Below are 13730 nucleotides of genomic sequence, written 5' to 3' on the forward strand. Positions count from 1 at the left end.
ACACGAACATGCTCGGATCGGACGCGGCATCCCCCGCAGTGAGTCCACCCCAGGCCGGCACTCCGCAGCCGAAGCAGTCGACGACGAAGGTCATTCGTGCTGCCGTCGTGGGCACCATCGTGGAGTACTACGACTTCGGTATCTACGGCTACATGGCGACGATGGTCGCCACCCTGTTCTTCGTCTCGGAAGATGAGACGGCTGCTCTGCTGGGAACATTCGCGGCCTTTGCCGTGGCGTTCTTCCTCCGGGTGCCCGGTGGCATCTTCTTCGGGCACATCGGTGACAAGTACGGCCGGAAGAATGCGCTGTCGTGGACGATCCTGCTCATGGTCGTGGCGACCGCGGCCATGGGACTGATGCCCACCTACGCCACTCTGGGCGTGTGGGCGACGGTTCTGCTCGTGCTCGCCCGCTGTCTGCAGGGCTTCGCGGCCGGCGGTGAACTCGGCGGCGCAAACGCATTCGTCTCCGAATCCGCACCGGCACGCTGGCGCGCGACGCAGACGTCCATGGTCAACTCGGGTACCTACCTGGGGTCGTTGGTGGCGTCTCTCGTGGCGCTCGGCATCACGTCCACCTTCTCGGAGGAGCAGATCCTCGAATGGGCATGGCGCATCCCGTTCCTGCTCAGCGTGGTCATCGGTGTCGTCGGCATCTGGATCCGTAATCATCTCGAGGACACCCCGCAGTTCGAGGAACTCGAGGAAAAGGGTGAGACGAAGAAGCTGCCCATCGCGGAGCTGCTGAAGACGTCGGGCGGAAGCGTCGTCAAGATCATCCTGCTCGGTGCGCTCATCATCGGTGGCTACTACATCGCCTCCGTGTATGCCGCGACCTACCTCCAGACCACGGGTGGACTGTCGTCCTCCGTCGCGTTCCTGTCGACCTGCCTCGCTCTCGTGCTCGGTGTGATCACGCTGCCCATCGCCGGTTATCTCGCCGACAAGTACGGGCGCAAGCCGGTGCTGTTCGCCGGTAGTGCCGCATCCGCGATCGTCGGTGTTCCGATGTTCATGCTGATGTCCGGCGGCACCGTCTGGCAGGCCGTCGTCGGCCAGTCCGTGCTGTTCATCTGCGTGTCGGTGGTCAACGGTGCCTCCTTCGTCACCTATGTCGAGATGCTCAAGGCGTCCGTGCGATACAGCGGTATCGCTCTCGGGAACAACGTGACGAACATGTGCCTCGGTGGCACCGCACCGTTCATCGCGACGTGGCTGATCGACGTCACCGGGAACTCGCTGGCACCGGCGGGGTACTTCGTGTTCTGTGCGCTGCTCACCCTCGGTGCGGTCTTCTTCATCGAGGAGACGAAGGGCATCGAACTCCGCACCGACTAGTCCTGTGGTGCAGCCGGAATTGTCGGAACCCGTCGGGGGCCGACAATTCCGGCATTCCCATATCCGGACCGCGTGGTCCGTGTTTCGATGTCCGGGAGGCACGGGTCCTCGAGACACGGGGTGGAGGGGAACGATGGCGAACGGATTTCGACGGGTACTGCGAGCCGGATCGGTCGCTGCAGTGACAGGAGGGATCGTCCTCGGCGGCGCCGGCATCGCGGCGGCACAGGACGAGTGGCCGGTCCAGCAACCCAACAGTCCGATCTACGTGTACGACGTGGACCCCGCCAACTGGCTCACCCCCGACGAACTCGCCTACTGGAACCCGCTGGTGAACGAGCCGCGCCTGACCTCGCCGTTCGGCGCGAACACCCGCATCGTGTGCCAGGGCTTCCACGGCGTGACGACTGATTGCTGGCAGGCCGACCTCGAAGGCCGTCCACACAAGCTTCAGCGTCTGCCCGCGAACCTGCCCAACGTGACGGGGTCGAGCGCACCCGGCGGAGGCGTCGGGCACTTCGTGTATCCGCTCTTCTGATCCGCACGGGGCGTCAGCGGTCGTCCCGAGAGCTCGGGGTGCCCGTGCTCTCGAGATAGAGGAGCACCGCCCGTACCCGCCGACTACGGTCGGCTTCGCGCGGCAGGTCGAGCTTCACGAAGATCGAATTGACGTGCTTCTCCACGGCACTGACCGACATCGTCAGACGACCGGCGATGCCGGTGTTCGTCAGACCCTGGGCGAGGGCCTCGAGTACCTCGCGTTCGCGTTCGGTGAGGGCGGCGATGGGGTCGGCGCGGCGGGTGTTCGCGAACAGTTGCCGCACCACCTCGGGATCGAACGCCGTCCCGCCCGCAGCCACTCGTTCCAGATCGGTGAGGAATGCCCCCACGTCCGACACACGATCCTTGAGCAGATAGCCGACGCCACCCCACCCGTTCGTGAGCAGACCGGTGGCGTTCCGGTGCTCGACGTATTGCGACAGCACGAGCACAGCGACCTGCGGGTGCTCCTCCTTGATGCGCCGCGCCGCGTTGATGCCCTCCGTCGAGTAGGTCGGTGGCATACGCACGTCGAGCAGCACGAGATCGGGCACGTCGCGCTCGACGACATGATGCAACTCGACGGCATTTCCCACGCCGGCGATCACCTCATGGCCTTCGTCCGCGAACAACCGCGACAAACCCTCGCGGAGAAGGGTCGAGTCCTCGGCAATCACGATGCGCACGGGATCCTCGCTTCCACGACGGTCGGCCCTCCGCGAGGGCTGTGTACGGAGAACTGCCCGTCCAGCGCGGCGATACGGCGCGCGAGACCTGTCAGCCCGGAGCCCGTCATCTCGGCCCCGCCACATCCGTCGTCGACGACCGTGACCGTGACGACGCGACCGTCCGCCGCGACGGTCACCGACACACTGTCGGCGCCGGAGTGCTTCGTCGCGTTCGTGACCCCTTCCGCGGCAACGTAGTACGCGGCTGCCGCGACATCGTGCAGCGGTTCCGGATGGATCGACAGATCCAGATCGACGGGGAGGGAGGTGTGCGCGGACAACCCTTCCAGCGCCGCGGCGAGTCCGTGTTCGTCCAGGGCGGCCGGGTAGATCCGCCACGTCACGTCGCGCAGTTCGGTGAGCAATGCCTGTGCCTGGGCGACGGCGTTGTCGAGGTCGGCGACGAGATTCCCGCCGCCGCGTTCGGCGGTGCGTCGCGCCCGCCCGACATCGAGCGCGAGTGCGACGGCCCGCTGCTGGACATCGTCGTGCAGGGCGCGTTCGATCCGCCGGCGTTCGTCGTCGATGGCGGTGACGACGTCGGCACGGGTGCGCTGCAGGTCGCGGAGACGATGCTGCGTCGCGTCGTCACCGAGCAGCCGCAGTGCCGTGCGGACGTCCCACTGGCCCACGATCATCGCCATCCGGACGGCGAGGTAGATCATGACGGCGGCGACGAGGAGCGAGACGAGGCCGTCGGCGACGGAGATGCGACCGCCGACCAGCAGGACGATCGCCCAGCCCCCGTAGCCGGTCGCGGCGATCAGGACGAGCAGTACGACGATGCCGACAAGTGGACCGTAGGCCAGACGGACGAGGAAGTACCCCGTCGGCTCGCGATCCGGGAGATCCCGGACAGTCTCGGCGTCGAACCATCGCACGAGACGGGTGCGGTCGCGTTCGGCCGCCCGGCCCGGTCCGTCGGTGGTGCGGCGGACCGATGCCGCCGCACCCGCCACCGCGGTGACGATCCCGAGCAGGAGCCCGACGACGGCGCGGACCGAGGTCCCGAGTGAGCGCCGAAGGTGATCGATCACGGACCGACCCTAACGGGCGCGAATCGATCGGACACGGCGGACGACGAACACCGCCACTGCCCCGACCACCGCGACGATCACGAGTTTCTGCAGCACATCCGCATACGGTTCGATGACTCCCCAGTTCTCACCGAGAAGGTATCCGGCGAGCACGAAGATCGAGTTCCACAGTGCGCTGCCCAGAACGGTCAGGACGACGAAGCGGCCGACGGGCATGGCCTCCACCCCGGCGGGAACCGAGATCACGCTCCGCACGAGCGGCACCATCCGGCCGAGGAACACCGATTTCTCACCGTGGCGGGCGAACCATTCTTCGCCGCGCCGCAGATCGGAGATGCTCACCAGTGGGAGTCGCTCGACCACGGCATACATCCGCGGACGCCCGAAGGCTCGTCCGGTGAGGTAGAGCAGCAGCGCGCCGACGACGGAGCCGAGGGTGGTCCACACGACGGCCGAGACGAGGGAGATCTCCCCGCGGGAGGCCGCGAAGCCGGCGAGGGGAAGGATCACCTCGCTCGGGATCGGCGGGAAGAGGTTTTCCGCGGCGACCACGAGACCGGCGCCGGGTGCTCCGAGCATCTCCATCAGCTGCAGCGAGAGGCCCGCGAGGCCGTCGAGTTCGTCGGTGGGTGACTGCGAGAGGGTGTGTTCGAGGTTCATGTCCGGAACGCTATGAGCAGTGAATGCGCAGTTCACTGCGGTTTTCCGCCGATTTCGAGGTGTTCGGGGTGTGGTTTTCCATAGTCCTGCCGATCTCCGGCCGATCTACCGGATAGTAAATAGATGAATTATTCCGGGCCTGCGGTACTGTGACCGCATGTCCGGACCCCGCGACCTCGACTACTGGTCCTTCGTCGAACTCGCGCAGGAGCGTCTGAACAGCAAGTTCGGTGAACATCACCGCAGTGCGACCGAAGTCCTGCTCACGCTCAACCGGGCCTCGGACATCGTCACCTACGACCTCGAGGCCGCGGTTCACCGTCCGCGTGGCCGGTCGTGGTCGGCCTATCGGCTCATGTTCGTCATCTGGCTCGCGGGTCCGATCGAACCGAATGTCGCCGCGCGGCTCACCGGGATGAGTCGCGCCGCCGTGTCGAACCTCGCGAAACCCCTGGTCGAGGCGGGAATCCTCCAGAAGACTCCGGTCAGCCACGACGCGCGTTCGGTGCAACTGTCGCTCACCGAAGCGGGAGAGAAAGAGATCCGGGACAGTTTCCGTGCCCAGAACGAGCGCGAAGAGGCCTGGGTGGAGGTGCTCACCCCCACCGAACAGCAAATTCTCGTGATGCTGCTGAACAAGCTGATCACCAACCGCAGCCAGTTCGACGTGCGCGGACGCAACTGACGCAGGGTCGTGACCTCTCTGTGGTTGCGCTCACGGCCTCGGTTTAGTTAACGTATTTACTAATTCCAGGCGAGCGACCGTCCCTCGCACGCCCGAGATCCGCGAGGAGTCAGATCATGGCGTTCTACCGACAGCTCGGCGTCATCCCGCCGAAGCGTCACACCCAGCACCGCGACGAGAACGGCGACCTGTACTACGAAGAGCTCATGGGCGAGGAGGGCTTCTCGTCCGACTCGGCGCTGCTCTACCACCGGTACATCCCGTCGGCGATCGTCGACGCCACGGAGTGGAAGCTGCCCGATCAGACCACCACACCGAACCATCCGCTCAAGCCGCGGCACCTGAAGCTGCACGATCTGTTCCCCGAGACGATCTGGGCCGAAACCGATGTCGTGACCGGTCGCCGCCTGGTCCTGGGCAACGCCGACGTCCGCATCTCGTACGTCGTGTCGACCGAGCCCTCGCCGCTGTACCGCAACGTCGTCGGCGACGAGATGGTCTACGTCGAATCCGGTGAGGCCACCGTCGAGACGGTCTTCGGTCCGCTCGAAGCGAAGGCCGGCGACTACGTCCTGCTGCCGATGGCCACCACCCACCGCTGGGTGCCCCGGGGCGACGGACCGCTGCGCGCCTACACGATCGAGGCGAACAGCCACATCGTCCCGCCCAAACGCTACCTGTCGAAGTTCGGGCAGTTCCTCGAGCACGCGCCGTTCTGTGAACGCGACCTGCACGGACCGACCGAGCTCATGCAGGTCGAGGAAGAGAACGTGGAGGTGCTGGTCAAGCACCGCACCTCGCAGGGCATCGTCGGCACCCGCTACCTGATGCCGCACCACCCCTTCGACGTGGTCGGCTGGGACGGCTGCCTGTACCCGTACACCTTCTCGATCCACGACTTCGAGCCCATCACCGGTCGCGTCCACCAGCCGCCGCCGGCGCACCAGGCGTTCGAGGGCAACAACTTCGTCATCTGCAACTTCGTGCCCCGCAAGGTGGACTACCACCCGCTGGCCGTACCGGTGCCGTACTACCACTCGAACGTCGATTCCGACGAGGTCATGTTCTACTGCGGCGGCGACTACGAGGCCCGCAAGGGATCGGGCATCGGCCAGGGTTCGATCTCGGTGCACCCCGGTGGTCACGCGCACGGCCCGCAGCCGGGTGCCTACGAGCGCAGCATCGGTGTGGAGTTCTTCGACGAACTTGCCGTCATGGTCGACACCTTCCGCCCGCTCGAACTCGGTGAGGGTGCGCTCGCGTGCGAGGACGCCGCCTACGCCGGCAGCTGGAACCGCAATGCAGGAGCGGCCAAATGACTTTCGGACCTCTCCTGACCGGACTGTGCGACGACGCTGCGCTGTTCCCTCCGGGCAACGCCCCGCTGCCCGTCGCCGTCCCCGCCCACGCCGGGCACCGCTCGTCCGCGCACGCACCGCTCGTCGGAGCGTTCGTCTTCCCGGCCGGTCGCCTCGGTGAACTCGCAGATCACCTGGCGCAGCACCCGTATCCCGGTGAGCTGGCCCTGAGCCTGACCGCACCGACCGGCACCGCCGCCGTCCGGCCCGCACTCGAGCAGGTCGACGCGATGGACTCGGTGTCCGTGGTGGCCCTCGAGATCGCGGTCCCCGCAGAGCAATCCGTCGACGAGCTGTTCGCGGCGCTCGACGAGATCAGGGTGAGTCGACCGGATATCGATGTATTCGTCGAGGTTCCGCGTGACGAGCGCCGAGCCGAGATCCTCGCCCGACTGACCGGGACGCCGTACGCCGCCAAGTTCCGCACCGGCGGGATCGTGGCGGAGGCGTATCCGGACGAGGCCGAGCTCGCCGCAGCGGTCTCGACGGTCGTCACCACGGGAGTTCCGTTCAAGGCGACCGCCGGTCTGCACCACGCGGTGCGCAACACCGACCCGAGGACGGGCTTCGAACAGCACGGGTTCGTGAACCTGTTGGCCGCGGTGGACGCGGTGCTGTCCGGAGCCGACATCGACGAGGTCGCTTCCGTGCTGGCCGAACGTGACGGGGCAGTGCTCTCCGCACGTCTCGGCGCACTCTCCGACGAGCGGGCCGCAGAGGTCCGGCGCCGTTTCCTGTCGTACGGCACCTGCAGCATCGCCGAACCGCTCGAGGATCTGCTCGACCTCGGCCTGGCGCCCTCGACCGTTTCCCCGATCACCGAAGGAACGAACGCATGACCACCATCGCCATTCCGGAGGGTTCGCTCTTCGGCATCGACAACCTGCCGTACGGCATCTTCTCCACGGCCGACAGCGAACCCCGTGTCGGTGTCCGCGTCGGAGATGCGGTTCTCGACCTGAGCCGTGTCTTCGAGGACGACGTCGTCTTCGCCGAGCCCTCGCTCAATGCGTTCATGGCCCAGGGTCGTGCACGGTGGGACGAAGTTCGCGCTGCGATCAGGGAACTCGTGACCGGCGATGTCGCCGACGAGGCGGTCTTCGCCGTTGCCGACGTGACGATGCACCTGCCGATCGAGGTGGCAGACTACGTCGACTTCTACGCCTCGGAGAACCACGCGTCGAACCTCGGCCGACTGTTCCGCCCGCAGAACCCCGACCCGCTGATGCCGAACTGGAAGCACCTTCCCGTCGGTTACCACGGTCGGTCGAGCACCGTCGTGACCTCGGGGGTCGACATCGTGCGGCCGAGCGGACAGCGTAAGGGCCCCAACGACCCTGCACCGGTCTTCGGTCCGTCGATCCGGCTCGACATCGAGGCCGAGATGGGCTTCATCGTCGGTGTCGGCTCCCCGATGGGTTCGCAGATCACTCCCGACGAGTTCGCCGACCACTGCTTCGGTGCGGTCATCCTCAACGACTGGTCGGCCCGCGACATCCAGGCGTGGGAGTACGTGCCGCTGGGCCCGAACCTCGGCAAGTCCTTCGCGACGTCGATCTCGCCGTGGGTCGTTCCGCTCGCCGCCCTCGAGGCCGCCCGCATCGACACCCCGGTGCAGGACCCGGAGCCGCTGCCGTACCTGAAGGGCGCCGAGAAGTGGGGCCTGGACATCGATCTCGAGGTCGAGTGGAACGGACACGTCGTGTCGCGCCCGCCGTACGCGCAGATGTACTGGTCGCCGGCGCAGATGCTCGCCCACACCTCGGTCAACGGTGCCGCGACCCGCACCGGCGACCTGTTCGGATCCGGCACCATCTCCGGCCCGGAGAAGGACCAGCGTGGCGCCTTCATCGAACTCACCTGGGGCGGAGCAGAACCCGTGCAGGTGGGCGACGAGACACGCACCTTCCTCGAGGACGGCGACGAAATCGCCATTTCGGCCACCGCTCCCGGCCCGAACGGGACGCGCATCGGCTTCGGTGAGGTCCGCACCCGCATTCTTCCCGCGATCGGGGAATAAAGAAAACAGGTCCGTGCGTCAGCCGGAGCGCCACCGGCCGGACCATCGGCGATGCCCGGAACCCACGAGGTTCCGGGCATCGCCGTGTTCGGGGTCGGTCAATCGACCGAAAGAATGTCGCCCACAGAGCAATCCAGTACGCGGCACAGGGCGGTGAGGGTCGAGAAGCGGATCGCGCGGGCGCGTCCGTTCTTGAGTACCGACAGGTTCACCACGCTGACGCCGACCTTCTCGGCCAACTCGGTGAGCGTCATGCCCCGATCGGCCAGCAGTTCGTCGAGATGACACCGGACGGCATGCTCGGTTTCCGGAGGCATCAGACGAGTCCTTCGTTGTCGCGCGCCATGCGGCTGCCGATCCGCAGCACCACACCCACGGCCGAGATCACCATGCAGAAGACGTAGGCGTACCAGAACTCCGGTCCGAGAGGCGCGTTCGAGAGGACGTAGTTCATGTCCACGTCCCGGATCAGCATGTTGGTGCCCAGCGTGCGGGGGATCATCGGGACGATGATGGTCGCGATCGCCACGATGGATGTGATCCACACGAGCCGGATGACACCGCGGTCGAACAACCGGCCCCGGACGAATCGCACCATGATCCAGCTCAGCAGGGCCAGGGCCGTCAGGTAGCCGAGGGTCTGTACCGCCTCCCCGGCGCGGAGGAGGGCGACGCTGACGGGTGAGAGGACGTCGGTCGGAACGTCGATCACCGTCGTCGAGGTGGTCCGGAGGTCGACGCCGTTCGGGGTGGACAGCACCGGCGCCGCTGCCGCGTCGTCGAACCGGACCCGCGCGGTCACGATGCCGTCGCCGAGAGAGCTTGCGAGGTCGCGAACATAGGTGAAGAGCACGATCAACGACGTCAGCGCGAAGACCGTGAGGGACGCCCACAGATCGGTGCGGTCCTTCTTCGACGTCTCGGTGGGGGAGAGCGTGTCGGGTTCGGAGACCGGGCTCTGGGGGCGGTCGGTGTCGTGGGTGGAATTCATGGTCGTCTCCGAACTCGCCGGGCGGCGGCACTATCGATTGTCGATACCATCGATAATCGTTATACATATCGAGAAACGATATGTCCAGAGAGGGTGCGTTCCCGCCGGTCCCGCCCGGAGCGGATCAGGGCAGGCGACGCTCGATCGCGTCCCGCGCTGCCAGCGCCTTCGCGCCGTAGTCGGCGAAGAGGTCGGGGGTCAGTCGCGAAGCCGGACCGGAGATGCTGAAGCAGCCGCGCACGGTGCCACCGCGCCCGCGCAGGGCGACGGCGACGGCGGCGATGCCGTCGTGCAGCCCCTGTTCGGTCACGGCGTACCCGCGGGCGCGGATCTCGGCGATCTCCTCGCGCAGAGCCGCCGGATCGGTGACGGTGTGCTCGGTCAGCGAGGGGAGTTCGGTCGCGAGGAAATTCTCGATCCGTTCGTCGGGCAGCGACGCGAGATAGGCCTTGCCGGTGGACGCGGCGTGCAGAGGCAGGCGCGTGCCGAGGGCGAGGAAGGCGCGCAGCTGGTGGGCGCTGTCGAGTCGCTCGATCAGGACCAGCTCGTTCCCGTCCGGCACGGCGAGATGAACGGTCTCGCCCGTCTCGGTCTGCAGGCGGTTCAACTCGGAGAGTGCGACCTCGCGCAGGTCGTCGCCGGACGACATCGCGCTGCCCAGGCTGAACGCGCGGCCGGTGATGACCCACTGCCCGGCGTTCGTCGTCGAGGGGCGCAGCCAGCCGGCTTCGGCGAGGGTCTTGAGGCATCGCTGAACGGTGCTCTTGGGGACGTCGAGTCGCTTGCTCACGTCCGAGAGTCCGACCGGTTGCGTGGTCGCGACCTCCTCGAACACGCGGAGTGCGGTGAGAACGCTGTTCATCGGAACCTTTCGCGCGTCGTTGACGGCAGGCGGCACGGGCTATAAGTTGAGCCGGACCGCATCGTAGCACGTCGGTCCACAATGTGGACCGTGCGCCGCGCGACACCGTCCGGCAGGACGTCGAGAAGGGACCACCACCGATGACCACCACCACGCCCGTGCCGTTGCTGACCTCGCTCACCGAGTCCGGAGCAGGCAGTGACGACCGCAGCGCTGTCCGCGTCGGAGACGTCTCGCTCACCCGATCCGAACTGATCGCGGCTGCCGCCGCTGTGGCCGACGAGGTCGCAGGTTCCTCGCGGGTCGCTGTCGACGCCACCGCGAGCATCGAGACGGTGATCGCCACGACCGGATGCCTCATGGCCGGTGTGGCCGCGGTGCCCGTGCCGCCGGATTCCGGTCCTGCCGAGCGCGCCCACATCCTGAAGGACTCGGGTGCGCAGGTGTGGCTCGGCACGGCCCCCGAGGATGTCACCCTGCCTGCGATCCCTGTCGACGCGAGCGCGCGTTCGTCGTCCTCGCACGCGGAGGCCGATCCGGGCAGTGCCGCGATGATCATGTACACCTCGGGAACCACGGGCGCCCCCAAGGGAGTCGTGCTCTCGCGGTCCGCCGTGGCGGCCGGTCTCGACGGTCTCGCCGAGGCATGGAACTGGACGTCCGACGACACGCTCGTCCACGGACTTCCCCTGTTCCACGTCCACGGACTCATCCTCGGTGTCGTCGGCGCGCTCCGGCAGGGCTCGCCACTCGTGCACACGGTGCGACCGAAACCCGAAGCCTATGCGGCAGCCGGTGGTTCGCTGTACTTCGGTGTTCCTACCGTGTGGTCGCGGGTCGCTGCCGACGAATCATCCGCTCGCGCACTGTCGTCCGCGCGACTTCTGGTGTCGGGCAGTGCGCCCCTTCCTGTTCCGGTCTTCGAGCGCATGCTCGCCCTCACCGGTTCAGCGCCGATCGAGCGGTACGGGATGAGCGAAACGATCATCACGATCAGCACACGCCACGACGGTGAGCGCCGACCCGGCTGGGTGGGACTGCCGATCCAGGGCGTCTCCACCCGCCTGCGCGACCAGGCCGGCAACCTCGTGCCGCACGACGGTGAAACCCTCGGCCAGTTGGAGGTGTCCGGCGCGACCCTGTTCGACGGCTACCTGAACAACCCCGAGAAGACCGCCGAGTCGATGACCGAGGACGGCTGGTTCAAGACCGGCGACATCGCCGTGATCGACGACCAGGGTTTCCACCGCATCGTCGGCCGCGAATCGGTCGACATGATCAAGTCCGGTGGCTACCGGATCGGCGCCGGCGAAGTGGAGCACGCGCTGCTGAACCATCCCGGCGTGCAGGAGGCCGCGGTGGTGGGTGTGCCGGACGACGATCTCGGACAGCGGATCGTCGCCTACGTCGTCGGGGATCTCCGTGATCCGGGCGAACTCTCGGACTTCGTCGCGCAGACCCTCTCGATCCACAAGCGCCCCCGCGAGATCCGTAGCGTCGACGCTCTTCCGCGCAACGCCATGGGCAAGGTGCAGAAGAAGCTTCTCGTCGAGGACTACCTCGCCGGGAAGTGACCCGATCTACTCGACTGTGCTCGAGCAGTCGGCTCGGCCGACGCCGATCTCGTCACCGACGGTGATGTCGCCGGGAGTCCGGACCGTCGCGTAGACACCGATGCACGGCATCGGCTTGCCCCCCGGCGCAGTGGGCACCTGATGCGCGGCCGTCACCTCGCGCAGCATGCCGCGCCGCGCGGGAACCTCCTGATGGGGGAGCGTCACCATGACGCACCGCGCGGTGCGCTCGTGCGGTGCGAGGACCACGGAACCCATCGAGACCCGTCGGCCGATCCACTCGTCCTCCACGAAACCGGGCGAGTGGGGAATGTCGACGACCAGCTGCGGACGGAACCGCCGCAGGGCCACGTCGGTGGGGTCGCCGGTGCCGAGCGCCTCCACCGCGGAGCGGGAGACGAGATGCAGCGGCGCCTCGTCGTAGCTGCGGTCGCGCGGTTCGAGACGCACGTCGTGACCGACCAGTTTCGACAGGAGGTCGTCGACCTCGGGATCGTCGCCGCGGATCACCGTGCCGTCGGCCAGGGTGAGTTCGAGTGCCGCCGGATCGCGAGGATCGTCGTCGCTCAGCAGTCGCGCCGAGCAGGTCAGCAGCAGACCGTAGCGGCGGAAGCGCTTCGCACTCGCGACATTTCCGGATTCCGCGTCGACCAGCGCCCACACATGATCGCCGCGCAGACCGTCCGCTTCGATCGCTGCGGTGTCGAGCCGTTCACCCCCGAACGACTTCACCGGATAACGCCACAACTGATCGATACGCACGACTCGCGAGCATACGGGGACCGGAGCGGCCGCGGGGCGGGCCCGACCGGCCGGCCCGGAAGACGTCCGGCTATGACGTGGACCACAGTGTGGTTAGGTGGCGGTCATGACGGAGAACACGACACGACGATGGGGCCTGACCGTCCCCCTCGACGGCATCCCTCTGCTCGACCAGCGACGCATCATCGAAGAGCTCCCCGACCTCGGGTACACGGACGTGTGGTCGTCCGAGGCCGGCGCCGCCGATGCGTTCACCCCGCTCACCCTCGCGAGCGTGTGGGCTCCCGGCCTGCGCCTGGGCACCGCGATCGTCCCTGTCTACACCCGAGGCCCCGCCACGCTGGCCATGTCGGCCGCGAGCCTCGCTGCCGCCGCGCCCGGCCGCTTCGTGCTCGGGGTGGGCACATCGTCCGACGTCATCGTCGAGAAGTGGAACGGCATTCCCTTCGAGGAACCGTTCAAGCGCGCCCGCGACACCCTCCGGTTCCTGCGTTCGGCGCTGGCAGGGGAGAAGGTCTCCGAGAAGTACGACACCTTCGCCGTCGACGGCTTCCGGGCCGGCGTCGTGCCCGACCCGGCGCCGCCGGTGCTGCTGGCGGCGCTGCGGCCGGGCATGTTGCGTCTCGCCGGACGTGAGGCCGACGGCGCCATCATCAACTGGTTGTCCGCCGACGACGTGCGCACCGTGGCGCCCTACGTCCACGAGGGCGGCGAGAACAAGGAGATCGTCGCGCGGATCTTCGTGCTCCCCGGCTTCGACACCGAGACGGCCCGCGCCATCGGCCGGCGCATGATCGCCGCCTACATGAACGTCCCCGTCTACCGGGCCTTCCACGAATTCCTCGGCCGCTCGGACGATTTCGCCGGTATGTGGAAGGCGTGGGCGGAAGGTGACCGCAAGGCTGCCCTCGAAGCGATCCCGGACCACGTGGTGGATGCTCTCGTGATCCACGGCGAACCCGAGGCGTGCCGCGAGCACGTGGAGCGGTACGTCGAGGCGGGGGTGACCACCCCCGCCATCGCCCTGGTGCCCTCGGGTGATCCCGCACCGATGATCCGGGCGCTCGCCCCACGCTGACGACCGGACGTCACGATTCGGTGTCGGCGGTTGACGACACCCGAAGGTGACGCGACAACTCCTGCAGATGCGCTGTGCAGGAGGCGACATGGCCG

The 13730-nt window shown here is 67.3% G+C and carries 15 protein-coding genes; 8 read left to right on the forward strand and 7 right to left on the reverse strand.

What is annotated here, in order from left to right:
* The first annotated feature begins 8 nt into the window (after positions 1 to 8).
* Both A8G18_RS13650 and A8G18_RS13655 read left to right on the forward strand, forming a co-directional pair.
* Entirely contained in the window at positions 9 to 1340 is a 1332-nt protein-coding gene (locus A8G18_RS13650; protein ID WP_064064304.1) for an MFS transporter, read from the forward strand.
* Positions 1341 to 1473: 133 nt separating this feature from the next.
* Complete coding sequence (locus tag A8G18_RS13655; RefSeq protein WP_064064305.1) at positions 1474 to 1878, forward strand: hypothetical protein; 405 nt, start codon at positions 1474 to 1476, stop codon at positions 1876 to 1878.
* A 13-nt stretch (positions 1879 to 1891) separates the two neighbouring features.
* Here the strand turns inward: A8G18_RS13655 and A8G18_RS13660 are convergent, their stop codons facing one another.
* The 3 genes from A8G18_RS13660 to A8G18_RS13670 are packed head-to-tail and all read right to left on the reverse strand — an operon-like array spanning position 1892 to position 4305.
* A complete protein-coding gene (locus A8G18_RS13660; RefSeq protein ID WP_064064306.1) occupies positions 1892 to 2566 on the reverse strand; it encodes a response regulator transcription factor in 675 nt (224 codons plus the stop codon).
* A complete protein-coding gene (locus A8G18_RS13665) occupies positions 2554 to 3645 on the reverse strand; it encodes a sensor histidine kinase (RefSeq protein ID WP_064064307.1) in 1092 nt (363 codons plus the stop codon). Before A8G18_RS13665 ends, A8G18_RS13660 begins: the two co-directional genes overlap by 13 nt.
* 9 nt (positions 3646 to 3654) lie before the next feature.
* Entirely contained in the window at positions 3655 to 4305 is a 651-nt protein-coding gene (locus tag A8G18_RS13670) for a DedA family protein (RefSeq protein WP_064064308.1), read from the reverse strand.
* A 157-nt stretch (positions 4306 to 4462) separates the two neighbouring features.
* On the opposite strand from A8G18_RS13670, the gene A8G18_RS13675 reads away from it, so the two are divergent.
* The 4 genes from A8G18_RS13675 (at position 4463) to fahA (ending at position 8368) form a co-directional block, all read left to right on the forward strand.
* Positions 4463 to 4990 (forward strand): MarR family winged helix-turn-helix transcriptional regulator, encoded by a 528-nt coding sequence (locus A8G18_RS13675; protein ID WP_064064309.1) that lies wholly within the window; start codon positions 4463 to 4465, stop codon positions 4988 to 4990.
* 116 nt (positions 4991 to 5106) lie between these two features.
* Positions 5107 to 6309, forward strand: a complete 1203-nt coding sequence (locus A8G18_RS13680) for a homogentisate 1,2-dioxygenase (protein WP_064064310.1) — start codon at positions 5107 to 5109, stop codon at positions 6307 to 6309.
* Positions 6306 to 7187, forward strand: coding sequence for a hypothetical protein (locus tag A8G18_RS13685; protein WP_064064311.1), 882 nt, complete (start codon positions 6306 to 6308; stop codon positions 7185 to 7187). Before A8G18_RS13680 ends, A8G18_RS13685 begins: the two co-directional genes overlap by 4 nt.
* Positions 7184 to 8368, forward strand: coding sequence for a fumarylacetoacetase (gene fahA, locus A8G18_RS13690; RefSeq protein ID WP_064064312.1), 1185 nt, complete (start codon positions 7184 to 7186; stop codon positions 8366 to 8368). Before A8G18_RS13685 ends, fahA begins: the two co-directional genes overlap by 4 nt.
* Before the next feature lie 98 nt (positions 8369 to 8466).
* Here fahA and A8G18_RS13695 read toward each other — a convergent pair whose 3' ends face one another.
* The 3 genes from A8G18_RS13695 to A8G18_RS13705 all read right to left on the reverse strand — a co-directional run bounded on the left by A8G18_RS13695 (position 8467) and on the right by A8G18_RS13705 (position 10221).
* Positions 8467 to 8685: a helix-turn-helix domain-containing protein gene (locus tag A8G18_RS13695; protein WP_016932798.1), complete on the reverse strand. Its 219-nt coding sequence runs from the start codon at positions 8683 to 8685 to the stop codon at positions 8467 to 8469.
* Complete coding sequence (locus A8G18_RS13700; RefSeq protein ID WP_064064313.1) at positions 8685 to 9359, reverse strand: hypothetical protein; 675 nt, start codon at positions 9357 to 9359, stop codon at positions 8685 to 8687. Before A8G18_RS13700 ends, A8G18_RS13695 begins: the two co-directional genes overlap by 1 nt.
* Before the next feature lie 124 nt (positions 9360 to 9483).
* Positions 9484 to 10221 carry an IclR family transcriptional regulator gene (locus A8G18_RS13705; protein ID WP_064064338.1) on the reverse strand — a complete coding sequence of 246 codons (738 nt, stop codon included), beginning with the start codon at positions 10219 to 10221 and terminating at the stop codon, positions 9484 to 9486.
* 140 nt (positions 10222 to 10361) lie between these two features.
* On the opposite strand from A8G18_RS13705, the gene A8G18_RS13710 reads away from it, so the two are divergent.
* The gene (locus A8G18_RS13710) at positions 10362 to 11795 is read left to right on the forward strand and encodes an acyl-CoA synthetase (protein ID WP_026002989.1); all 1434 of its coding nucleotides are present in this window, start codon (positions 10362 to 10364) and stop codon (positions 11793 to 11795) included.
* A gap of 6 nt (positions 11796 to 11801) precedes the next feature.
* On the opposite strand, the gene A8G18_RS13715 is transcribed toward A8G18_RS13710, so the two are convergent.
* Positions 11802 to 12557, reverse strand: a complete 756-nt coding sequence (locus A8G18_RS13715; protein WP_064064314.1) for an MOSC domain-containing protein — start codon at positions 12555 to 12557, stop codon at positions 11802 to 11804.
* A 106-nt stretch (positions 12558 to 12663) separates the two neighbouring features.
* Here A8G18_RS13715 and A8G18_RS13720 point away from each other — a divergent pair, with 106 nt between their 5' ends.
* Positions 12664 to 13635, forward strand: a complete 972-nt coding sequence (locus tag A8G18_RS13720; protein ID WP_064064339.1) for an LLM class F420-dependent oxidoreductase — start codon at positions 12664 to 12666, stop codon at positions 13633 to 13635.
* Positions 13636 to 13730 lie beyond the last annotated feature (95 nt).

This window comes from Rhodococcus gordoniae (assembly GCF_001646655.1).
Lineage (GTDB): Bacteria > Actinomycetota > Actinomycetes > Mycobacteriales > Mycobacteriaceae > Rhodococcus > Rhodococcus gordoniae.

Coding starts and splice junctions, on each gene's coding strand:
- A8G18_RS13670 (WP_064064308.1), bottom strand. CDS start 4,305: ATGAACCTCGAACACACCCTCTCGCAGTCACCCACCGACGAACTCGAC.
- A8G18_RS13675 (WP_064064309.1), top strand. CDS start 4,463: ATGTCCGGACCCCGCGACCTCGACTACTGGTCCTTCGTCGAACTCGCG.
- A8G18_RS13695 (WP_016932798.1), bottom strand. CDS start 8,685: ATGCCTCCGGAAACCGAGCATGCCGTCCGGTGTCATCTCGACGAACTG.
- A8G18_RS13655 (WP_064064305.1), top strand. CDS start 1,474: ATGGCGAACGGATTTCGACGGGTACTGCGAGCCGGATCGGTCGCTGCA.
- A8G18_RS13710 (WP_026002989.1), top strand. CDS start 10,362: ATGACCACCACCACGCCCGTGCCGTTGCTGACCTCGCTCACCGAGTCC.
- A8G18_RS13720 (WP_064064339.1), top strand. CDS start 12,664: ATGACGGAGAACACGACACGACGATGGGGCCTGACCGTCCCCCTCGAC.
- A8G18_RS13680 (WP_064064310.1), top strand. CDS start 5,107: ATGGCGTTCTACCGACAGCTCGGCGTCATCCCGCCGAAGCGTCACACC.
- A8G18_RS13685 (WP_064064311.1), top strand. CDS start 6,306: ATGACTTTCGGACCTCTCCTGACCGGACTGTGCGACGACGCTGCGCTG.
- A8G18_RS13700 (WP_064064313.1), bottom strand. CDS start 9,359: ATGAATTCCACCCACGACACCGACCGCCCCCAGAGCCCGGTCTCCGAA.
- fahA (WP_064064312.1), top strand. CDS start 7,184: ATGACCACCATCGCCATTCCGGAGGGTTCGCTCTTCGGCATCGACAAC.
- A8G18_RS13650 (WP_064064304.1), top strand. CDS start 9: ATGCTCGGATCGGACGCGGCATCCCCCGCAGTGAGTCCACCCCAGGCC.
- A8G18_RS13705 (WP_064064338.1), bottom strand. CDS start 10,221: ATGAACAGCGTTCTCACCGCACTCCGCGTGTTCGAGGAGGTCGCGACC.